This is a genomic window from Pseudophaeobacter leonis, from assembly GCF_002087335.1.
In the GTDB taxonomy this organism is placed as follows: Bacteria; Pseudomonadota; Alphaproteobacteria; order Rhodobacterales; family Rhodobacteraceae; genus Pseudophaeobacter; species Pseudophaeobacter leonis.
The window spans coordinates 120,670-142,142 of the sequence record NZ_MWVJ01000001.1; the positions used below are offsets into that span (position 1 = coordinate 120,670).

Consider the following 21,473-nt stretch of genomic DNA (forward strand, 5'->3'; position numbering starts at 1 on the left):
TGACCCGGCGCATGTAATACTGAAGACATGTCATACTGAAAACGGGGCTCTGTTTCAGCAGTGTCTTTGCGGGTCAGAGGTTCTTGTCTGCGATGCGCAGCTGGCGGGCCCGCGACAGGATGGCATCCTCAACAGCGCGTGTTGTGGATGCACTGACGGCCCGGCCACCCTTGGTTTGCAAGGAAACGTTCAGCGACCGCGCATCCAGCGCCGGGTCTTTGATATGCACGGTGGCGCGATAGGCGCGGCCACTGCCGGGAGGGGTGCCGTATCCGGTCACAATCACACCAGTGAAAGGGTCAACCGACTGCACCGGCAAAAACTCCAGCACATCCAGGCTGGCATTCCACAGGTAGCGGTTTACCTGGACCTTTTGGTCCGGGGCACCACCAAACAGGTCCCAAATCGAGGATCTGTCGCTTTTTGCATTCGCAATGTCATCGTTAAACTCTTGCGACGCCTGCCCGGTTGGCGCCACGCGGCCTGCGCGCCCACCACAGGCAACTAAACCAAAGCACAAAACCCCCAACAGGGTAGTCTTAATAATCTTATGCGGTGTCATCGTCGCTCCTGGCAGCAGTCTCTTGCGGCACTCCTATCGTATCGGCGGGCAGCGGAGCAAGAGCTTTGCGTCTGGAGGCCGTATCCCGCGAATCGAATCCGCAGGCTGTTATATATAGTCCCAGTTCAATGTTCGTGAAATCGGGCCGCGAGAGAGCCTTTGAACTGTCGATCTGTTTTGTGAGGTAAAGCATCGTGCCCTTAACAATTTGGCATGTTTCCCAGTGGCAAAGGGAGGCCTGGCTGCAAGACTGTGGCAAAGCTGCACCATCCGAAAGAGCAATGCTGGCTGGCAGATGGGCTGCCCTTGCCAAAATGGGGGTGAAAAAGCGAAACCACTTGTCATACCCACACCGGATTCCCCGGTTTGGGCATCAGAATTGAAAACCGAGGGAAAAATCGATGAAAAAGGTTCTCTTCGCGACTACCGCGCTGATCGCCACTGCCGGCATGGCAGCTGCTGACGTCCGTCTGTCCGGTTACGGCCGTTTTGGTCTGGACTACAACTCCGCTAACGAGCGTGCTGTTGGCGTTTCCGAAACCAACATCACCAGCCGTCTGCGTCTGCAGGTCGACATGTCGACTGAAGCAGACAGCGGTGTTGGCTTCAACGCTCGTGTTCGTATGCAGTCCGAAAGCCGTGACGGCAACCCAGCCGGTAGCGCACCTGGTGGCGACAATGGTTTTAACGGCGCACGCTTTGGCGTGACCTATGGCGGCCTGACCGTCAACGTCGGCAACATCATCGGCGCTGTTGAAAACATGCCTGGTCTGTATGTAACTGGCGCACGTGCCGCTGGCACAGGCGTTGACGGCATGGGCTTCCACTCGCTCGTCATCAAATCCCGCACCGGTACCGCATGGAACTGGGATGCATATTCCTCCGACGGCATGGGCGTAAACGGTATCGAAGCTCTGTACGCTGCAGGCGGTTTTACCGGTCACTTCTCCTACAGCCAGCGTAACGGCGGCACCGTTGCCGGCACCGCAGGCGGCGAAGACCGTAGCGCTCTGATGCTGACTTACTCCTTCTCCGATTACTATGTATCGGCGTCGGCTCAGTCCTCTTCCGTTGCAGCTAACGACATCGTAGCAGTTGCAGCCGGCGGTGACTTCGGTCAGTTCGGTGCACGTATCGCTTACGGTTCCACCGACGCGGCTGACTCGGTTACCCTGCAGGGTAGCATGGATATCGGCGCAGCTTCCAACCTGGCCGTTTGGGTTAACTCCACAGACGTTGCTGGTACTGTTACCGCAGCTGACACAGCTGACGGCACAGCCTTCGGCATCAACTACCAGTACGACCTGGGTGGCGGCGCGACCTTCGTTGCTGGCTATGTTGACGAAGCTGACGACGACAACCAGTTCCAGGCTGGTGTATACTTCAGCTTCTAAGCTGATATACGCTTAGCGTGAATTGGGGGCGGGCTCTTTACAGAGCTCGCCCTTTTCTTTTGCCTCTTACCTTTTGTGCCAAAACAGTGTTGTTCTGGCGTCAAAGCTGGAGAGAGCCAAATGTCGCTGGAAGATATCAAAACCCGTATCAGGACTGCCGAAGCGGCAGCTGGCCGCGCCGCAGGATCGGTCACGCTGATTGCGGTGTCCAAGGTGCAGCCAAATGCGCGCGTTGCTGCCGTGCTGGACGAGGGGCACCGCTGTTTTGGCGAGAACCGCGTCCAGGAGGCGCTGGGAAAAATGGCCTGATTTTGCCCAGACCTATGCCGGGCTGGATCTGCATCTGATTGGCCCTTTGCAAAGCAACAAGGCGCGTCAGGCGATGGAGCTGTTTAATGCCATCCACACGCTGGATCGCCCGAAGCTGGCAAAAAGCATTGCGCGTCTGGCGCAGGAACTCGGGGCCTGCCCGGATCTGTTCATTCAGGTCAACACTGGCGCTGAGCCGCAAAAGGCCGGTATTCTGCCTGCCGAGGCTGATGGGTTTGTCGCGACGTGTCGCGCTCTGGATCTGCCGATCAGGGGGCTGATGTGTATCCCCCCGGTGTCCGAGCCTGCCGAGGCGCATTTTTCCCAGCTTGCTCAGATTGCAGCCCGCAACGATCTCAGCGGGCTCTCCATGGGGATGAGCGGTGATTTTGAGCAGGCCATTGCCCAGGGGGCGACCCATGTGCGGGTGGGATCGGCTATCTTTGGTACGCGCACCACTGAGGTGGTATAGGCTGCCTCAGGTCAGATCGGGGACGATAACACGGCTTCCGGGCTGGACACGGGACGCCAGCCAAAACAAATCGCGGCGACAAAAGGCGATGCAGCCCTCGGTGGGATAGCCGGGGCGCCGCCATTGATGCATGAAGATGGCCGAGCCTTTGCCGGCCACGGCCTCTGGCCAGTTCCAGTCCAGCACCAGTACCAGATCATAAAGCGGATCGGCCCGACGCAGGTGCTCATGGCTAAAGCCATAAGGAGCTGTGACATGGCTGTTGTAGTGCAGATCGCGCCCATCGTCAGACCAAAGGTCGCGGGGGCCGATGGGTTCTGCCCAGGGGGCGGGGCGGGCAATCCGGTCGGGGCGGTACAGCATACCGACGATCCGATGCACTCCCGTAGGGGTGGCACCATCCCCCTCGCGTTTATCGCGGCTAATGCCACCTTTGCCGATGCTGCAGGCAAGCCTCTGGCCCAGGGCGCGCAGCCCCTGTTTGGTTAGTACCAGATCGCTCATGCGGCGGGGCGGCTGGGGATTAGGTGCGGGCATTACAGCATATGGCCGGATTTGGCGGCCTTGGTGGCCAGATACTGCGCGTTATGGGCGTTTTCACCCACTTTCAGCTCCACTCTTTCGGTGACCGTGATGCCGGTCTTTTCCATCATGGCGATCTTTTTGGGGTTGTTGGTCAGCAGTCGCACCTGGTCAAAACCCAGCTCTTTCAGGATGGCGGCGCCGAGACGAAAATCACGTTCGTCGTCCTCGAACCCTAGACGGTGATTGGCCTCAACCGTGTCAAAACCCTGATCCTGCAGGGAATAGGCGCGCATTTTATTGGCCAGCCCAATGCCACGGCCCTCTTGATTGAGGTAGAGCAGCACGCCACTGCCCTCGGCGCCCATCTGCGCCAGCGCGGCGTTCAGTTGCGGGCCACAGTCGCATTTCAGCGAGCCCAGTACGTCGCCGGTGAAACAGGCCGAATGCAGGCGGGCCAAAACGGGCTGGCTGCGGTCAGGGCGACCCACTTCGATGGCATAGTGCTCTTCGGCGCCATCTTCGGGGCGAAACACATGCAGCCGGCCTGCCTCGGCGGCCTGCATCGGCAGGCGGGCGGCGGCAACAGCATGCAGGGGTGAGCTGTGGCTCATCAGCGGTTCTGCCGCGGCTTGCGGCAGCAGGGTGAGGCCATGACTGGCGGCAAACTGTGCACCACCCACCAGTGGAACCAGCAGCGCGGCCGGCAGCAGGCGCGCTGATTTCACCAGCGCTATGGCCAGACGATGCAGGCTGGCAGAGCCGTCCCGCGCACTGATGAGCGGGCCTTTCATCGGATGGCTGAGGTCATCCGCCGGATCCGCAAGGGCCTGAATCCAGCCTAGCGTGGCGGCCTCTGGCAGGCAGATCCGCGCTGTATCGCCGTCATAGGCGCGCGCCTTGAGGGTCTCGGCGCGCCGGGCGGTCAGGGCCAGAGTGACCGGGCCCAGTGCCTGCAGGTCCTGCAACCGGTCCTGCGCCAGGCATTCCGCAGCGATGGCCAGCGCGGCCTGATCGCCATCCAGCAGGACAACAGGCAGACCCATGCGCAGATCGACGCGCGCGCGCGCCAAAAGTTCGATCATGGTGGGCATCAGGCTCATGCGGCAGATCCAGCGCTTCGTGACATAAATACCGGCCTTTCCTAGGCTTAATTGCTGCGGAAGTGAAACAAATCCTTTGCTGTGGACACGTCGGCGTGAGAGTTTTGCAGCATATCTTGTCGTTTCTGTGAGGGAGGCGCATCTGTCTGTCACAGAAACAGGAGAGTAGAGCTATGGCGCAACTGAAGAAAATTCTGCTGGTGGATGGCGATGAGGACCTGCGCGGGGCCCTGAGCGAACAGCTGGTGATGACCGAGGACTTTGATGTCTTTGAGGCCGACAGCGGGCAAAGCGCCATGGAACGCGTCAAGGAGGCGCTGTACGATCTGGTGATCCTGGACGTAGGCCTGCCCGATACCGATGGCCGAGAGCTGTGCCGCCTGATGCGCAAGCAGGGCGTCAAGGCGCCGATCCTGATGCTGACGGGCCATGACAGCGATGCGGACACCATCCTGGGGCTTGATGCCGGGGCTAATGACTATGTCTCCAAACCGTTCAAATTCCCGGTGCTTTTGGCCCGTATTCGCGCCCAGCTGCGTCAGCACGAGCAATCCGAAGACGCGGTTTTTGTGCTTGGGCCCTATACGTTTAAGCCGGCCATGAAGATGCTTTTGACCGAGGATGACCGCAAGATCCGGCTGACAGAGAAAGAGACCAACATCCTGAAGTTCCTCTATCGCTCTACCGATGGGGTGGTGGCGCGTGATGTCCTGCTGCACGAGGTCTGGGGCTATAACGCCGGGGTGACCACCCATACGCTTGAGACGCATATCTACCGTCTGCGTCAGAAGATCGAGCCTGATCCCTCGAACGCCCGCATTCTGGTGACAGAATCCGGTGGCTATCGTCTGATCAGCTAGCGCTCCATTTCTGGGTGTAGATCTGTTGATGTGGATCAAAGACGTATTTTCCACATACCTTAAAAGTGATCATACCCCGCGCATATCCGGGTCATGATATGCACCTCCCTGTTAAACTGGGGCCTTTTAAACTGGGGCCTGTTGGGCTAGGTCGGGCTTTGTGCCCGGCCCTTTTTTTCGGCAAAAACAGGTCTGGAGCGCAATCTGGAAAATCCCCAAGCGGTGGTCTTCTCGGGCCATGCGCGCTGTGATACCGAATGAGGCAACATTGCCAAATGGAGCACTCTCATGGCCTTTACCCTTGCCACCTGGAACATCAACTCTGTCCGCCTGCGCGAGGAGTTGGTGCAAAAACTCCTGAAGGAAGAGGCGCCAGATGTGCTGTGTCTGCAGGAATGCAAAAGCCCGGTAGATAAAATTCCAACCGAAGGGTTTGCCGATCTGGGTTATCCTCACATGGTGGCGCGTGGCCAGAAGGGCTATAATGGGGTCGCCATCCTGTCACGTCTGCCCATCGAGGAAGCAGGCGCAGAGGATTTTGCCAGTCTTGGCCACGCCCGCCATATTGCCGGACGGCTTGGAAAATGGCGTGACCATTCATAACTTTTACGTGCCTGCAGGCGGCGACAAACCCGACCGCGAGGTGAATGAGAAGTTTGGCCAAAAGCTGGATTATCTCAGCGAGATGCGGGACTGGTTCAGGGCAGAGCGTCCCGAGAAGTCTATTCTGGTCGGGGATCTCAATATCGCCCCGCGTGAGGACGATGTCTGGGATCACAAGAAAATGCTGAAGATCGTCAGCCACACGCCGGTTGAGGTAGAGCTTTTGGCGGCTGTGCAGGAGGCTGGCGATTGGGCGGATGTCACGCGGAGCGATATTCCCGAAGGTCTGCTGTATAGCTGGTGGAGCTATCGGGCCAAGGACTGGGATGCAGCAGATAAGGGGCGCCGACTGGACCATGTCTGGGCCACCGGAGACATCCGTCACGCGGCGCATTCCAGCCGGGTTCTGCGCTGCGCGCGGGGCTGGGAAAAGCCCAGCGATCATGCGCCGGTCTTTGCGACGTTTGATCTGTAATCACAGGCTGGTTTTTTGTTGGGGGGCGGCCTTTGCGCAACTCCTCTCTTGGTTTCTTGTCGTCCTGAATCCATATAGGGAACAGGCTTCAAACGGAGAAAATTGAGACAATGGATATTATTGGCGGAGCGGGCACAGCGGCCCCGGTGGGTGACCTGGTCAAGGACGTCGATGAGGCGACCTTTATGCAGGATGTTGTCGAGGCCTCGATGCAGGCCCCGGTGATTGTGGATTTCTGGGCGCCCTGGTGTGGCCCTTGCAAGACGCTTGGCCCCGCTTTGGAAGCGGCCGTGACCAAGGCCAAGGGCGCGGTCACCATGGCCAAGGTCAATGTGGACGAGAACCAGCGTCTGGCGCAGGCGCTGGCGCAGCAGGGCTTGCCGTTGCAGTCCATTCCAACAGTTGTTGCCTTTGTCGAAGGCCGTCCCATTGACATGTTTCAGGGGGCTTTGCCACCCAGTGAGATCGAGGCCTTTATCAAAAAGGCGATTGAGGCTGGTGGTGGCACCGCGGATGGTGGCCTTGCAGAGGCGCTGGAGGTGGCAGAGCAGATGCTGGTCGATGGCGACTACGCGGATGCAGTCCAGACCTTTGCGGCAATCATTGGTGAGGACGACAAAAGTGCTGCCGCCTATGGTGGGCTGGCGCGGGCGCATATTGCGCTGGAAGATCTTGATCAGGCCGAGGCCGTTCTGAACGGCGCCCCCGCGTCGATTTCCGAGGCGGCTGAGATCGAGGCTGCACGGGCGCAGATCGAATTGGCGCGACAGGCAGAAAACGCCGGCCCCGTGGCCGAGCTGGCCGCCAAGGTGGAGGCCAGTCCCGACGACCACGAAGCCCGGTTCGAGCTGGCTCAGGCCCTGCATGCCGCAGGAGACGCCGAGGCGGCCGTTGATGCGCTGTTGGAATTGTTCCGTCGCGACCGGGAGTGGAACGACGGAGCTGCCAAGACGCAGCTCTTTACCGTTTTTGATGCGTTGCAGCCAAATGATCCGGTGGTTCTGAACGGGCGGCGCAGATTGAGCTCGATGATATTTGCTTAATCGGGCCGTCGCCCTAGAGTAATATATCATGTTCCCTTCTTCTGATCTGCCGGACACCATTGCAGTCTTTCCATTGCCCGGGGCGGTCCTGCTGCCCCGGTCGCGCCTGCCGCTGCATATATTCGAGCCACGCTATCTGCAAATGCTTGAAGATGCTTTGAAAACCCCGCAACGCCTGATTGGCATGGTGCAGCCCGGTCCTGGTCAGAAGGGCGAGGGGTTGCATGCTATTGGCTGCGCCGGACGCGTGACGCAGTTTTCTGAAACCGAAGATGGCCGCTATCTTGTGACTCTGTCGGGGCTGTCCCGGTTTCGCATTTTGCAAGAGGTGACCGGATTTAGTCCCTACCGGCGCTGTGATGTGAGCTGGGCCGGGTTCGAGCGTGATCTTGGCGGCTCTGAAGCGGACCCAACGTTTGATCGGGCGGCGTTTCTGGCTTTGTTGAACAGGTTTCTGATGCTGCGTGGTCTGTCCACGGATTGGGACTCGTTGCAGGACGCCGAGGATGAGTTGCTGATCAACTCTCTGTCGATGCTTTTGGAGTTTGAGCCGGAGGACAAACAGGCCTTGCTTGAGGCTCCCAGTCTTGTCACAAGACGGGAAACCCTTGTGACTTTGATCGAATTTGCGCTTCGGGGTGGGGCATATGAGGACATTTTGCAATGAATGATACCGCCAAGACAGTGGCCTTTGATCGTCGCATGCTTGAGGCACTTGTCTGCCCGAGGACGCAGGCGACGCTGGAATATGATGCCGAGGCACAAGAGTTGATCTCGAAGGCGGGCAATCTGGCGTTTCCCATTCGCAATGGCATTCCGGGGATGCTGGTGGACGAAGCCCGCGCGCTCGAGTGACGGAGCAGGTCGTGCGGTGCTTAGGCGCGACAGGCCAAGACTCGACAGGCCAAGACTCGACAGGTCGAGACTCGACGGGCCGGTATTCGATAGGCCAGTATTCCCTAGGCCGGGAAGGGAGCTCTCCCGCGCCCGCAGATGTCCCAAGGGACACCTTGGCGGCCTTGGGCCCGGCGCTGTGCTCACGCACAGCGGGGACATACCTCAGACCAAAGAGCACCATATCAACTTTGCTGATTGTTTGTGATGTGTCTTGGGATCTGTTTTGCCAACCCGGGTGATATCAGCGGTGCAGCGCCTTGCCGTGTGGCAAGGCGCTTGGCCCAACGGGAGCACTGCAATCTTTGATTGCTGCCGCGACGGGCGGGAGCACTACCTTGCCGAATGCGCCCAGATCAGATGGCTTTGCCTTGCAGCAGGCGGGGCATATCCCCTGTCAATCCAGCCGCTTCGCGCATGAAGCGACGTCTCAGCCCCGGCAGGCCCGCCACCACGCCCATGCCAATGTCGCGACCAAGGCGCAGGAGCGGGTTGTCATTTGAGAACAGCTTGTTGACCATATCTGTCGTGGCAGCAAGCGTGGCCGTGTCAAAACGGCGCCATTGCTGATAGCGCTCCAGAACAAGCACAGAGCCAATGTCTTCCCCGCGCCGCGTGGCCTCTGTCAGCACCTCGGCCAGTGCCCCGACATCGCGCAGGCCTGCGTTCAGTCCCTGCCCGGCGATAGGGTGCATGCCATGGGCGGCATCGCCGACCAGGGCCAGCCGCGCGCCGATGAAACTGTTGGCGATGGTCAGACTCAGCGGGTAGGTAAAGCGCTTGCCCGTCAGGGATATCTCCCCAAGGAAATCCCCAAACCGGGGCTTCAGCGCGGCAATATAGTCGCTATCGTTCAACCCCTGTATTGCGGCCGCCATGTCACTTTTCTCGCTCCACACGATGGACGAGCGGTTGCCGGGCAGGGGCAGGATCGCCAGCGGGCCGGCCGCCATAAAGAACTGATGTGCAATGCCATGATGCGGCTTTTCGTGCGCGATGGCGCAGACCAGCGCGGTCTGGCCGTAGTCCCAACCGCTGCGTTTGATGCTGGCGCGCGCGGCCGTGCCGCTTTTGCGACCGTCACAGCCCACAAGCATCCGCCCGCGCAGCTCGTCTCCGTTTTCCAGGGTCAGGGTCACGCCGGTCTGATCCACGGCCTGGGCAATGACCCGGCGCTGATTGATCAGGGTGATGCGCGGCTCTTCATCCATGGCCTGCAGGAAGGCGCGGCGTAAAAACCGGTCCTCAATCATATAGCCCATCGGGCCTTCTTCGATTTCACGGTGATCGAAATGCAGGAAAAACGGAGCGGCCCCCTCGCCGGCATGGCCATCGCTGGCCTTGATCTCCAGCATCGGCTGCGCATGATCTGCCACCCTTGACCAGACCCCTATCTGGTCCAGCAACCGCTGCGAGGCCAGTGCCAGGGCATAGCTGCGCCCGTCAAAGGCATCCTCTTCAAAATCGCCCCGCGGCAGGGCGTCTACCACGGTCACGCCATGGCCGGTTTGCGCCAAAGCCAGAGCCAAAGCAGGGCCGTTGAGGCCGCCGCCGACGATCAGGATATCGGATGTGTTTTTCATGCTTTGCAATATGCGCCGATTGCCGGGATTGTCCATGCGGTTGTCGCTGAAATCCGACCAGAGGCCCTGCGGTCAAAGGGTTTGAAACACAGGCCTGCTGAGATGTTCGAAATGCCTCTTCGGGATTGTGCCACCCCAAGCGGAGCGCTACCGTTCGCAAAATTTCCACGGGAGTGATGGCTATGCAGGACGGGCTGAATATGCAGGACTGGCTGAAAATGAGTGCCGCTGATCTGGGACGCGGGATCGACGCGGGGACGATCGATCCGGTCGCCCTGACGCAGGCCTATCTGGCCGCCATCGATGCGCATCCCCATCGCGATCGCATCTTTAGCGCCGTCACCCATGATCGCGCCCTGGCCGAGGCAGAGGCGGCAGCGACACGCGCCAGGATGGGGCTGCGTCGCTCGGCTCTGGACGGGGTGCCGATCAGCTGGAAGGATCTGTATGATTCTGCGGGCGCCACCACCGAGGCAGGCTCTGATCTGCTGAAAGGCAGGGTGCCGGATCAGGATGCGCTGGTTCTTGAGGTCGCCACCGCCATGGGCAGTGTGTGTCTGGGCAAAACCCATATGAGCGAGCTGGCCTTTTCAGGCCTCGGCCTGAACCCGATCAAGGAAACACCCCCCTGCACCAACGATGAAGCAGCCGTGCCGGGGGGGTCATCTTCCGGCGCTGCCGCCTCGGTGGCCTTTGGACTGGCGGCGGGCGCAATAGGCTCTGATACAGGCGGATCTGTGCGTATCCCGTCGGCGTGGAACGATCTGGTCGGGCTGAAAACCACCGCCGGACGATCAGCCTTGAGGGCGTGGTGCCGCTCTGTCTAAAGTTCGACACGGTCGGGCCTCTGGCGCGTACGGTTGAGGATGCGGCGCTGTTTCTGGGCGTTCTTGAGGGCACGCAAGGCCCGGACCTGCGCAATGCAGATAGCGTGAAAGGGCGGCGGTTTGCCGATCTGCAGACCATCGCACAGGACGATCTGGACCCGGTTGTGGCCGAAAGCTACGCAGCCTCGCTGGTCAAGCTGCAAGAGGCCGGTGCCGAGATCGTGCCGCTTGAGGTGCCCGAACTGGCTGAGGCCATGGCGCTCAGCGCGATTCTTTTCACCACCGAGGCCTATGGGCTGTGGAAGGATGTGATCGAGGCCAGCCCTGATCTGATGTTTGGCGAAATTCTTGCGCGCTTTCGGTCGGGCGCTCAGTTCTCCGGGCCGGACTATGTGGCCGCCTGGGCCAAGCTCGAACAGGTGCGCATGGCCTGGGATCAGGCAGCAGCCGGGTTCGACGGCGTGCTGTCGCCCAGCTGCCCGATCCTGCCACCGAATCTGGCGCGTTTGCAAACAGAGCACGACTACTATGTGCAGGCCAACCTGCTGACCCTGCGCAATACCCGCATTGGCAATCTCATGGGCCTTTGCGCGCTGAGCCTGCCGACCGGAACCCCCAGTTGCGGTTTGCAGATCCTTGGCCAGCCGGATTGTGAAGAGGCATTGCTGCGTGTTGGTGCGGCGGTTGAGGCCGCTCTGGCGGGGTAAGGGCTGCGGCCCGCCTGTTCATTTCAAAGGTCAAACGGGTGGTGCTGCCGAGGGGCGGCGCGGCCCCAGACCGGGCTGCGTCTGGGGCGAGACTGGCCCGGGTCTGGCCCGAGGCAGGGCCGAATCTGGCCGGAATGCCACAAAAATGGTTCAGGCGGTATGCTGCGGCTGGACGCATCGGCTCTTGCTCTGTAATTTATCTTTAAACGGGGCGTGAATGATCCCGGATTTGAGGCCTAGATATGACTTTCCCTGAGCGGTTTGCGAACCTCCCAGCCTATGCGTTTCCGCGCCTGCGGGCTCTATTGGACCATCACGCGCCCGGCGGCGACGTGGTGCATATGACCATTGGCGAGCCAAAACATCAGTTTCCCCAGTGGGTCACAGATGTCATTGTGGAAAATGCTGCTGGGTTTAACAGCTATCCGCCCAATGACGGATCGGATGAGCTGCGCGCTGCGATGGCAGACTGGATCTTGCGCCGCTACGGCGTGAACATGGACGCGGCCACCCAGATCATGGCGCTGAATGGCACCCGCGAGGGGCTGTATAACGCCGCCATGGCGCTGTGCCCGGAGCAAAAGGGCGGCAAAAAGCCCACGATCCTGATCCCGAACCCGTTTTATCAGGTCTATATGGTGGCCAGTCTTTCTGTCGCCGCTGAGCCGGTCTTCGTTTCGGCAACCCGTGCAACGGGGCACCTGCCGGACTATGAAAACCTGCCAGAGGATGTGCTGCAACGCACGGCCATCGCCTATATCTGCTCGCCTGCTAATCCGCAGGGCGCTGTGGCGAGCCGGGACTACTGGCAGCGCCTGATCCGGCTGGCAGAACAGTATGATTTCAAAATATTTTCTGATGAATGCTACAGCGAGATCTACCGGGATGACGCCCCCGTTGGAGCACTCACCGTGGCGCAGGAAATGGGCGCTGACCCTGAACGGGTGGTGCTGTTCAACTCGCTTTCCAAACGCTCGAACCTGCCGGGATTGCGCGCCGGGCTGATTGCAAGCGGGCCGGAAAATATCAAACGGATCAAGCAGCTGCGCGCCTATTCCGGAGCACCTGTTCCGAGCCCACTGCAGGCCGCGGCGGCACGGGTCTGGGCGGATGAGGCGCATGTGGATGAGAACCGTGCGCTGTATCAGGAAAAGTTCAAAATTGCCGATGAAGTGTTCCAGGGCCTGGAGGGCTATATGCCGATTGAGGCTGGCTTTTTCCTGTGGTTGCCGGTGGCTGATGGTGAGGCTGCCGCGCTGAAGCTGTGGCGTGAGACCGGGGTGCGGGTACTGCCGGGCGCTTATTTGGCGCAGGGCGCACTTGGTCAGAACCCCAGTCAGAATCCCGGTGAAGGTTATATCCGGGTAGCGCTTGTGGGTTCGGCCGAGGTGACGCGGCAGGCGCTGACTGCGCTGCGAAAGTGCCTGTACGACGACTAGACTGACTGCATCGGTGCGCCCTTTTTGGGGGAGTATCGGTGCCAAGATAAATACGGCCGGTGATCAGAACCTGCGGCAACAGCAGGGCACATCGGCAACAATGAACTGAGGTAGACATGGCATTTCAAACCCGCAGCAGAGACCCCCTGCTTGACAGCTCGATGCAGGCGGCGATCGAAAAGCGCGGCAAAGAGTTGATTGGGATCTTCCTGATCGCTTTGGGTCTGATCGTGGCTGCGATGGTTGGCTCTTATACACCGGATGACCCCAATTGGATGGTCTCGACGGATGCGCCGGTGCAAAACTGGCTGGGCCGCCCCGGGGCCTCGATTGCGGCGCCTTTGTTTATGATCGTGGGCTGGGCCGCCTGGAGCCTGGCTCTGATGCCGCTGGCCTGGGGGCTGCGGTTTGTGTGTCACATTGGTGAAGAGCGGGTGCTCAGCCGGATGATCTTTGCGCCGGTCCTGCTGGCGGTGGCTGCGATCTATGCTGCGACTTTGGTGCCGGGTGCGGCGTGGAAAGTGACCCATAGCTTTGGCCTGGGTGGCCTGTTTGGCGACACCGTCATGGGTGCTATGCTGACGCTGTTGCCCGTGAGTTCGCATTTCGCGGTCAAGCTGATGTCGCTGCTGATGGCGGCAGGCATGCTGACCCTTGGGATCTTTGTTGCCGGCTTCAGTCGCGCCGAGATGACGCGGGCTGGTGGCTATCTGATGCTGGGATTTGTGCTGATCTATGGGGCGATTGCCAGCCTGTTGGGGCGGGGCGCAACCAGCGGCTTTCAGGCTGCGATGAGCTATCGCAACGAGCGCCGTGCAGCCGCTGAATTGAAGGCCGAACAAGAGGCATGGGCGGCGGACAATGAAGACTCTCAGATGTTTGAAAGCTATGCGCCCGACCCTGCATTGGATGGGGCAGGGGATGCGGATGCGGTGACTGCTGCGGACAAGCCTGAGAAAACCGGGTTGTTTGCACGGGTGCCCGGCCTGATGCGCCGCGCAGATGCAGAGCCCTTGTCTGAGGCCATGCCTGCAACGATGCCCGAGCCCGAATTGGTTGAGACCGACGCCAGTGGCGAAGCCTTGCTGACTGGGGATGCGCGGATCTCAGAGAAAATCGCCAGTGCGGGCGCATTCGTCGTGCCGCGACCAAGGCGCCCGGACCGGATCCGGATCTGCCCCTGACAAAGGGACGCGGACGCCGGGCGGAACCTTTGCTCTTTAACCCAGAGGCGGCCCCTGCAGGTCTGCCGCCGGAGCCACCCCTGACGGCATCGCAAACTGTGCCCTTTGCCCCGTCTGTTGGCGCAGCAGCGACCTCTTTTGTACCAAGCGCCCCCGCCCCCGCCCCTGCGCTGCGCCTGTGTCAGACCCCTTTGAGCCTCAGGATGCTGTGGCGCGGGTTGCGACAGAACAGGCTGCAACAGCTGACCTCTCAGAGGCACAGCGGGACACCACACCAGAGAGTGCGCCAGTGGCACCAGATCAGGACCTTTCTGATGGGCTGCCGACTGGACAGCCGACTGAGCTGCCAAGCGGGATTCAGACTGGGCGGGTGCTTCAGCGCGAGGCACCCGGCGCGCAGTCAGGCGCGCAGCCAGACGGACAGCCTGTGGCCCAGCCTCAGCAACCACGAGCCTCGGATCCTGTGAGCTACGATTTGCCCGTGGCCGAGCCGCGCAAGCCGGTAGTGGAACAGCCGCAGCGCAAAGCCGTGGTGCCCTCCACACGGGCCAAGGCCGAATCCCAGCCTGCTCTGGCCTTTGAAGAAAGCGACGCGGGGTTTGAATTGCCACCGCTGTCATTGCTGAGCCATCCAAACGGGGTTGAGCGTCACCATCTGAGCGATGAGGCGCTGGAAGAAAACGCCCGGATGCTGGAAGTGGTTCTGGACGACTATGGCGTCAAGGGTGAGATCGTCTCGGTGCGTCCCGGCCCCGTTGTCACCATGTATGAGCTGGAGCCTGCGCCGGGTCTTAAGGCGTCACGCGTTATTGGCCTGTCGGATGATATTGCCCGCTCGATGTCGGCGCTGTCTGCGCGGGTCTCGACGGTGCCGGGCCGTACCGTCATCGGCATCGAGCTGCCAAATGAAAAGCGCGAGATGGTCAGCTTTCGCGAAATCCTGTCGTCGCGCGACTATGGCGATGGCACCCAGCACCTGCCGCTGGCTCTGGGCAAGGACATTGGCGGGTCAGCCATGGTGGGCGACCCTGGCCAAGATGCCGCATTTGCTGATCGCCGGGACCACGGGCTCGGGTAAATCGGTGGCGATCAACACCATGATCCTGTCGCTGCTTTATAAACTGTCGCCGCAGGAATGCCGCCTGATCATGATCGACCCCAAGATGCTTGAGCTGTCTGTCTATGATGGCATCCCGCACCTGCTGTCGCCGGTTGTGACCGATCCCAAAAAGGCGGTTGTCGCCTTGAAATGGGTCGTGGGCGAGATGGAAGACCGCTATCGCAAGATGTCCAAGATGGGCGTGCGCAACATTGCCGGCTACAATGGCCGCGTCAAAGAGGCCCTGGACAAGGGCGAGATGTTCAGCCGCACGGTGCAGACCGGTTTTGACGATGATACCGGCGAGCCGGTGTTTGAGAGCGATGAGTTCGCCCCCGAGGCGCTGCCCTATATCGTTGTCATCGTCGACGAGATGGCAGATCTGATGATGGTTGCCGGCAAAGAGATCGAGGCCTGCATCCAGCGTCTGGCGCAGATGGCGCGGGCCTCTGGGATTCATTTGATTATGGCGACACAGCGCCCCTCGGTTGACGTGATCACTGGCACCATCAAGGCTAACTTCCCCACCCGGATTTCGTTTCAGGTGACCTCAAAAATCGACAGCCGGACAATTCTGGGCGAAATGGGGGCCGAGCAGCTTTTGGGCATGGGCGACATGCTCTATATGGCGGGCGGCGCCAAGATCACCCGCTGTCACGGACCGTTTGTATCGGATGAAGAAGTCGAAGAGGTGGTCAATCACCTGAAACTGTTTGGCCCGCCTGAATATGTTGGCACCGTTCTGGATGGTCCCGAAGGCGAAAAGGCCGAGGACATCGACGCGGTTCTGGGGCTGTCTACCGGCGGCAATACCACCGGCGAAGATGCGCTTTATGATTCTGCGGTACAGATCGTGATCAAGGATCGCAAATGCTCAACCTCCTATATTCAGCGCAAGCTGGCCATTGGCTACAACAAGGCCGCGCGCCTGGTTGAGCAGATGGAAGACGAGGGGCTGGTCTCGCCGGCCAACCATGTGGGCAAGCGGGAAATCCTTGTTCCCGAACAATAACCGCTCATGCGCAATAAACCGCGAGGCCGACCCATAAATGGATCGGCCTCTTTTCTTTTGCGCCCCAAGGCTTATCTAAACCTCATGAAAAAAATTCTTCGTGTTCTGGCGCTGAGCCTCCGGGCGCCCTTGTATGCCGCCCTCTGTGCCGCCCTGTTCGCCCCTCTGTTTGTTTCTGCGGCCTGGGCTGGTGAAAAGCTGAGCCTGGCTGAGATTTCCGGCTATCTGAACGGTATGAAAACCGCGACGAGCAGCTTTACCCAGATCAATGATGACGGCAGCCTGTCGACCGGCAAGCTATACCTGCACCGGCCCGGACGGATGCGGTTTGAATATGACGGCGATGGCGGCAGCACAGTTGTTGCGGGCGCGGGGGCTGTGCGGGTGCATGATCCCAAATCAAACCAGCCGCCCGAGACCTTTCCGCTGCGGCCGCACGCCGCTGTCGATCATCCTGGCGAAACAGGTCAACCTTGGTCAGGCAAATATGGTTGTGGGGCACGGCTTTGACGGCACCTCAACCGTGGTGCAGGCGCAGGATCCGGAGCATCCGGATTATGGCAGTCTTGAGCTGATGTTCACCGGTGCGCCTGTCGAGCTGCGCAAATGGGTGGTGCATGACGGGGCAGGGGGCAAAACCACTGTGATTCTGGGCGCTCTGGAAACCGGCATGCGCCTGCCCTCGACCCTGTTCAGCTCTGGCGGTGGCAACAGCTCACCTTAGGGTGCCTCATTTTGAGGGCGGGATGCGCCAGAGCGTGGGAAATGCCAGTCTGCGGGAAAGGCCAGTCCTAAGGCCTCTCCCGGTGTTTCAGTTTGGCGTTGGCTCAGACCTTCACCCGCTCCGACTTTGGATCATACATCGGTTTCAATGAGACCTCGGCGCGCACCCTGGTGCCCATGACGTCGATCTCATATTGCGATGCCAGCACCTGCGCCGCTGTTTCGCCGTCGCAAGGCACATAGCCCAGCCCCACCGCCGCGCCCAGCGTGTGGCCATAGCTGCCCGAACTGATGTAGCCGACGATCTCCCCATCGCGCAGGATTGGCTCGTTATGATACAGCAGTGGCTCGGGGTCGGTCAGTTTGAACTGCAACATCCGTGCCCTGGGACCGGATGCCTTGCGCGCAAGCACCGCGTCACGGCCAATGAAGGCGGGTTTGTCCGTCTTCACCGCAAAGCCAAGCCCCGCATCAATCACATGGTCCTCGCAGGTGATGTCATGGCCAAAGTGGCGAAAGCCCTTTTCAATGCGGCAGCTGTCCATCATGTGCATGCCGCAGAGTTTTAGCCCCATGTCCTGCCCGGCCGCATGCAGGGTTTCAAAGGCATGCCCCGCCATATCCGCGCTGACATATATCTCCCAGCCGAGCTCTCCGACATAGGTCACCCGGTGCACCCGTGCCAGCCCCATGCCCAGCTCAATCTCTTGTGCGGTGCCAAAGGGGTTCACCGCGTTTGAAAAATCATTCGGCGAGACCTTTTCGAGCAGTTTGCGCGCATTTGGACCCATCACCGCCAGCACGCCTTCGCCCGGCGTGACATCGGTGAATCACCACGCGGTGGTCTTTTACATGTCGCCGCATCCAGCTCTCATCCGCCAGTCGCGTTGCCGCCGGGGTCACCACCAGATAGGCGGTCTCGCTCAGCCGGGTCACGGTCACATCCGCCTCGACGCCGCCACGGGGGTTGAGGAACTGGGTATAGACGATCTTGCCCGCAGGCACAGACAGGTTGGCGCCACAGACATGGTTCAGGAAGGCCTCGGCCTCGGGGCCTTCAACGCGGATTTTGCCAAAGGAGGACATGTCATACATGCCGACATTTTCACGCACGGCACGGTGCTCGGCGGCGGAGTTTTCAAACCAGTTCTGTCGTTTCCAGCTGTAGTGATACTCGGCCTGCTGGCCCGGATTGGCAAACCAGTTGGCCCGGTCCCAGCCGGCCAGCTCGCCCATCACCGCGCCCTGTTCAATGAGATGCTGATGAAACGGCGTGCGGCGCACACCTCGCGCGGTGGCTTTTTGCCGATAGGGAAAATGGTCGGCATAGAGCAGCCCCAATGTTTCCCTGGAGCGCTCATAGAGGTAGTGTTTGTTGCCCTGAAAGGGCTGCATCCGGCTGATGTCGACATCGCCCAGATCAAAGGGTTTCTGCCCCTCGTCCATCCACTGCGCCAGCGCCATGCCCGCGCCCCCTGCCGACTGAATCCCGATCGAGTTGAACCCGGCAGCGACCCAGAAATTGTCCATCTCGGGCGCAAGCCCCAGATGGTAGGCATCATCGGGGGTAAAGCTTTCGGGGCGGTGGAAGAGGGTGTGAATCCCCGCCTCTCCCAGCATCGGCATCCGGTTGCAGGCGTTTTCCAGAATGGGCTCGAAGTGGTCGAAATCCTCGGGCAGCTGGTCAAATTCAAAACTGTCGGCAATGCCCTGCATGCCCCAGGGTTTGGCGATGGGCACAAAGGCGCCCAGCAACATCTTGCCTGCGTCTTCTTTGTAATAGGCGCATTCATCCGGCACCCGCAGCACTGGCATCTGGGTCAGACCCTTGATGGCCTCGGTGACGATGTAGAAATGTTCGCAGGCGTGCAGTGGCACGTTGACGCCTGCCATGCGACCCACCTCGTGCCCCCACATGCCGGCACAATTCACCACCATATCGGCCTTGATGTGGCCCTGCGTACTGCCGTCGTCGCTGATCCAGTCCACACCGCTGACACGACGGCCCTCTTTGCTGAGGCCGGTGACCTTGATGCGTTCCCTGACCAGCGCGCCGCGCTGACGCGCACCTTTGGCAAGGGCCAGCGCGATATTGGCCGGATCTCCCTGACCGTCGAGCGGCAACCAGACGCCAGCCGTAACATCGCCGATGTTCAGGTGTTCATATTTAGCCTTCACCTCTGCCGGTGAGATCTCTTCAACCTCAACCCCAAAGGCGCGGGCCATGGCCGCCTGGCGAAAGATCTCTTCGCGGCGTTCGTCGGTCAGCGCCACAGTGATCGAGCCACAGCGTTTAAAGCCGGTCGCCACGCCGGTCTCATCCTCCAGCGCGCCATAAAGCTCCTGACTGTATTTCGCCAGCTTGGTCATATTGGCGGTGGCCCGCAGCTGTGCGATCAGACCGGCGGCATGCCAGGTGGTGCCCGAGGTGAGCTGCTTGCGCTCCAACAGCACCACATTTTCCAGCCGAGTTTGGGCAGATGGTAGGCAACTGAGCAGCCAATGACGCCACCCCCGATGATGACCACGCGGGCCTGTGTTGGAAGATCGCTCATAACATCACTCCGAAAGATCACGACTACATCCCGATTATCACCGTCAGGCGTCACGGAATGTATGAAAAACGCCAAAATCGCTGGGCTATTCTCCGTCCGATGTAAAATCCTGCAGTGCAAAAGCCTGCGGTGCAGTCTGACCCGGGCGGCGACTTTTGCGCAGCACCAAGGGCGTGATGCCAAAGGTCGCTTTGTACAGCGAGGAAAAGCCGTTCTGAAACCCGCAGGCCAGGCCGATCTCACGCACGCTCAGAGAGGTGTTCAGCAACAGGTTATTGGCCTTGTTCAGCCGCATTTCGCGGTAAAACCCGGTTGGTGTCGTCGCCAGATAGGTCCTGAATTTGCGCTCTAGTGAGCGGGTCGAGATGCCCAGCTCGGCGACAATATCGCCAATCGGCATTGGCTCTTCTATATTGGCCTGCATCAGGCGGATGGCGTGATCAAGATCGGCGTCGCCGGTGATGGTTGGCTTGGCCCCGGCAAAGGGCTGCAGGGAGGAATAGTCGCGCACCTGCTCATGCAGCATAATATTGGCGACGCTCATCTGCGCCGCTGCCGAGGTGAGCCGCCCAATCAGCGCCAGGACGATATCCGTCGTCGCTCCCATGCCGGCACAGGTGACAACCGGACCGTTCTCGCTGGCTAAGGCGTGACTGGCCTCAAACAGGCCCAGACGTTCCCGCAACAGAGCCGCGTTCTCCCAATGGGTAGAGCCAGCCTCGCCCTGATCCTTGAGATAGCGCGCTGCCGCCTCGGCCAGCAGATAGACCCGCGCACCTCTGTTGGTGTAGCTTTTGATCACCCGTCCCAGCGACAGGTCGGGATGGTCAGGGTCACTATTGCCCAGCACAAAGGCAAAATCCGCCTCGGGACGATCAACAAAGCCCAAGGTCTCAACCAAAAGCCCGGCCCGGCAGGACAATGCCCCCCCGCGCGCTGAGCGCATGCAGAGGCGAAAGGGCGGCTGCGCCAGAACCCGGTTTGCAATGCGCAGAGCGTCGGCCACAGCGGCCATCTCTGTCAGCACAAACCCCTCGGCCGCCAGAATATCGACGGTCCAGACCCGAGGGGCGCTGGCGTGCTGCTGACGTCCCGTTTCCTTGCCCATGATCGTCGCCTTTCTCAATTCAGGGGATCAGACGATCTGATGCCCCGCTGCGCGCAGCTGCTGCGCCAGTTCTGCAATATGAGCCGGCCCAACTTCGCAGCAACCGCCAACAATCGTGGCCCCCTGCGCCACCCAGCCCATGGCAAAGGCGGCATATTCAACGGGGCCCAGATCATGGCGCTGCTGCAGCGCCTCAACCGTGGGGGCCTCTTGCAAAAACCCTTCGGTAATTCTGGTAAAGCCATTGGCAAAGGCGCCAAAGGGCTTGCCAAAGGTTTTGATGATCTCCAGCCCTGCAGCAACCACCTCGGGGCGTGAACAGTTGATCAGCACCGCTGCGGGCTGGAAGGTCTCAACCAGATCCGCCAGCTCCTGCAGCGGCTCCCCAGAGCGCAGTCGGGTGCCATCCTCATCCATGACCGAGACGGCCAGCCAGATGGGTTTATCCGTTGCGCGGCATCCCATCAGGGCACCACGGGCGTGGTCCAGGGAGACCACAGTTTCCAGTATAAACAGATCCGCCTTAGCCTGCAGCAGGCGCACCTGTTCGGCAAAGAGCTTTTGCACCTCAGCCAGAGGCGGCAGCAGATCGGGGCGGTAGGACGCGCCAAGCGGGCCTAAAGCCGCAGCAATACGCCCAGAGCCATGGGCGGCGCGGGCCTGTTCGGCCTGTCTCATGGCGGTGTCCAGCAGGGCCTCAAAGTGATCTTCAAGCCCGGCGCGCCGCAGGCGGTCACGGGGCACGGTATAGGTATTGGCGGTGGCGACAGTGGCGCCAGCTGCAAAATAGTCGGCATGGACCGCCCCCACCACGTCAGGCTTTTCCAGCATCACCGATGTGGACCATAGCGGCGTTGGACGATCGCCAGAGCGTTTGACAATCTCCTGACCAATTGAGCCGTCCAGCAGTGTTATGTCCATGCGTCTTATCCTTTTGCGAGGCACCGTCTGGCGAGCCCCGTCGCGCGCCAGTATCCCCCCTGCGAAGCCCAGAGTTTC

The 21,473-nt window shown here is 60.5% G+C and carries 12 protein-coding genes and 6 pseudogenes; 11 read left to right on the forward strand and 7 right to left on the reverse strand.

Annotated features, from left to right (window positions below; translation table 11 throughout):
• Positions 1 to 73: 73 nt before the first annotated feature.
• Positions 74 to 562: a DUF3576 domain-containing protein gene (locus B4968_RS00565; RefSeq protein ID WP_083095763.1), complete on the reverse strand. Its 489-nt coding sequence runs from the start codon at positions 560 to 562 to the stop codon at positions 74 to 76.
• A gap of 401 nt (positions 563 to 963) precedes the next feature.
• Between B4968_RS00565 and B4968_RS00570 the strand changes: the two genes are divergently transcribed.
• Together B4968_RS00570 and B4968_RS00575 are read left to right on the forward strand one after the other, a co-directional pair.
• A complete protein-coding gene (locus tag B4968_RS00570; protein ID WP_083095765.1) occupies positions 964 to 1,956 on the forward strand; it encodes a porin in 993 nt (330 codons plus the stop codon).
• 120 nt (positions 1,957 to 2,076) lie between these two features.
• Positions 2,077 to 2,737: pseudogene (locus B4968_RS00575) on the forward strand (YggS family pyridoxal phosphate-dependent enzyme).
• Positions 2,738 to 2,743: 6 nt separating this feature from the next.
• On the opposite strand, the gene B4968_RS00580 reads toward B4968_RS00575, so the two are convergent.
• Both B4968_RS00580 and ribA read right to left on the reverse strand, forming a co-directional pair.
• Positions 2,744 to 3,241, reverse strand: coding sequence for a L,D-transpeptidase family protein (locus B4968_RS00580; protein ID WP_173907518.1), 498 nt, complete (start codon positions 3,239 to 3,241; stop codon positions 2,744 to 2,746).
• 32 nt (positions 3,242 to 3,273) lie between these two features.
• Complete coding sequence (gene ribA / locus B4968_RS00585; RefSeq protein WP_083095766.1) at positions 3,274 to 4,362, reverse strand: GTP cyclohydrolase II; 1,089 nt, start codon at positions 4,360 to 4,362, stop codon at positions 3,274 to 3,276.
• Between the two features lie 173 nt (positions 4,363 to 4,535).
• On the opposite strand from ribA, the gene B4968_RS00590 reads away from it, so the two are divergent.
• From B4968_RS00590 to B4968_RS00610, 5 genes and pseudogenes are all read left to right on the forward strand, one after another.
• On the forward strand, positions 4,536 to 5,222 hold the full coding sequence (locus B4968_RS00590) for a response regulator transcription factor (protein WP_083095768.1): 687 nt from the start codon (positions 4,536 to 4,538) through the stop codon (positions 5,220 to 5,222).
• 288 nt (positions 5,223 to 5,510) lie between these two features.
• Positions 5,511 to 6,300, forward strand: a pseudogene (locus B4968_RS00595) (exodeoxyribonuclease III).
• A gap of 110 nt (positions 6,301 to 6,410) precedes the next feature.
• A complete protein-coding gene (locus B4968_RS00600) occupies positions 6,411 to 7,343 on the forward strand; it encodes a tetratricopeptide repeat protein (RefSeq protein ID WP_083095770.1) in 933 nt (310 codons plus the stop codon).
• A 28-nt stretch (positions 7,344 to 7,371) separates the two neighbouring features.
• Entirely contained in the window at positions 7,372 to 8,010 is a 639-nt protein-coding gene (locus tag B4968_RS00605; RefSeq protein WP_083095771.1) for an LON peptidase substrate-binding domain-containing protein, read from the forward strand.
• A complete protein-coding gene (locus B4968_RS00610; protein ID WP_083095773.1) occupies positions 8,007 to 8,198 on the forward strand; it encodes a Trm112 family protein in 192 nt (63 codons plus the stop codon). Before B4968_RS00605 ends, B4968_RS00610 begins: the two co-directional genes overlap by 4 nt.
• Positions 8,199 to 8,593: 395 nt before the next feature.
• Here the strand turns inward: B4968_RS00610 and B4968_RS00615 are convergent, their stop codons facing one another.
• Positions 8,594 to 9,820 carry an FAD-dependent monooxygenase gene (locus B4968_RS00615; RefSeq protein WP_083095774.1) on the reverse strand — a complete coding sequence of 409 codons (1,227 nt, stop codon included), beginning with the start codon at positions 9,818 to 9,820 and terminating at the stop codon, positions 8,594 to 8,596.
• A 200-nt stretch (positions 9,821 to 10,020) separates the two neighbouring features.
• Here B4968_RS00615 and B4968_RS00620 point away from each other — a divergent pair.
• From B4968_RS00620 to B4968_RS00635, 4 genes and pseudogenes are all read left to right on the forward strand, one after another.
• Positions 10,021 to 11,354, forward strand: a pseudogene (locus tag B4968_RS00620) (amidase).
• Positions 11,355 to 11,596: 242 nt separating this feature from the next.
• Positions 11,597 to 12,793 (forward strand): aminotransferase class I/II-fold pyridoxal phosphate-dependent enzyme, encoded by a 1,197-nt coding sequence (locus B4968_RS00625; RefSeq protein ID WP_083095776.1) that lies wholly within the window; start codon positions 11,597 to 11,599, stop codon positions 12,791 to 12,793.
• Between the two features lie 116 nt (positions 12,794 to 12,909).
• Positions 12,910 to 16,088, forward strand: a pseudogene (locus tag B4968_RS26005) (DNA translocase FtsK).
• An 84-nt stretch (positions 16,089 to 16,172) separates the two neighbouring features.
• Positions 16,173 to 16,812, forward strand: a pseudogene (locus B4968_RS00635) (LolA family protein).
• A gap of 103 nt (positions 16,813 to 16,915) precedes the next feature.
• Here the strand turns inward: B4968_RS00635 and B4968_RS00640 are convergent.
• The 3 genes and pseudogenes from B4968_RS00640 to B4968_RS00650 all read right to left on the reverse strand — a co-directional run bounded on the left by B4968_RS00640 (position 16,916) and on the right by B4968_RS00650 (position 21,395).
• A pseudogene (locus tag B4968_RS00640) lies at positions 16,916 to 19,366 on the reverse strand (GcvT family protein).
• A gap of 85 nt (positions 19,367 to 19,451) precedes the next feature.
• Positions 19,452 to 20,474, reverse strand: coding sequence for a GlxA family transcriptional regulator (locus tag B4968_RS00645; protein WP_083095777.1), 1,023 nt, complete (start codon positions 20,472 to 20,474; stop codon positions 19,452 to 19,454).
• A 27-nt stretch (positions 20,475 to 20,501) separates the two neighbouring features.
• Complete coding sequence (locus tag B4968_RS00650; protein WP_083095779.1) at positions 20,502 to 21,395, reverse strand: homocysteine S-methyltransferase family protein; 894 nt, start codon at positions 21,393 to 21,395, stop codon at positions 20,502 to 20,504.
• Positions 21,396 to 21,473: the final 78 nt, after the last annotated feature.

What these genes read in the sequence shown, in the direction of transcription:
- B4968_RS00610 (WP_083095773.1), top strand. Translation starts at nt 8,007, where the DNA reads ATGAATGATACCGCCAAGACAGTGGCCTTTGATCGTCGCATGCTTGAG.
- B4968_RS00600 (WP_083095770.1), top strand. Translation starts at nt 6,411, where the DNA reads ATGGATATTATTGGCGGAGCGGGCACAGCGGCCCCGGTGGGTGACCTG.
- B4968_RS00590 (WP_083095768.1), top strand. Translation starts at nt 4,536, where the DNA reads ATGGCGCAACTGAAGAAAATTCTGCTGGTGGATGGCGATGAGGACCTG.
- B4968_RS00625 (WP_083095776.1), top strand. Translation starts at nt 11,597, where the DNA reads ATGACTTTCCCTGAGCGGTTTGCGAACCTCCCAGCCTATGCGTTTCCG.
- B4968_RS00605 (WP_083095771.1), top strand. Translation starts at nt 7,372, where the DNA reads ATGTTCCCTTCTTCTGATCTGCCGGACACCATTGCAGTCTTTCCATTG.
- B4968_RS00565 (WP_083095763.1), bottom strand. Translation starts at nt 562, where the DNA reads ATGACACCGCATAAGATTATTAAGACTACCCTGTTGGGGGTTTTGTGC.
- B4968_RS00645 (WP_083095777.1), bottom strand. Translation starts at nt 20,474, where the DNA reads ATGGGCAAGGAAACGGGACGTCAGCAGCACGCCAGCGCCCCTCGGGTC.
- B4968_RS00580 (WP_173907518.1), bottom strand. Translation starts at nt 3,241, where the DNA reads ATGAGCGATCTGGTACTAACCAAACAGGGGCTGCGCGCCCTGGGCCAG.
- B4968_RS00570 (WP_083095765.1), top strand. Translation starts at nt 964, where the DNA reads ATGAAAAAGGTTCTCTTCGCGACTACCGCGCTGATCGCCACTGCCGGC.
- B4968_RS00615 (WP_083095774.1), bottom strand. Translation starts at nt 9,820, where the DNA reads ATGAAAAACACATCCGATATCCTGATCGTCGGCGGCGGCCTCAACGGC.
- B4968_RS00650 (WP_083095779.1), bottom strand. Translation starts at nt 21,395, where the DNA reads ATGGACATAACACTGCTGGACGGCTCAATTGGTCAGGAGATTGTCAAA.
- ribA (WP_083095766.1), bottom strand. Translation starts at nt 4,362, where the DNA reads ATGAGCCTGATGCCCACCATGATCGAACTTTTGGCGCGCGCGCGCGTC.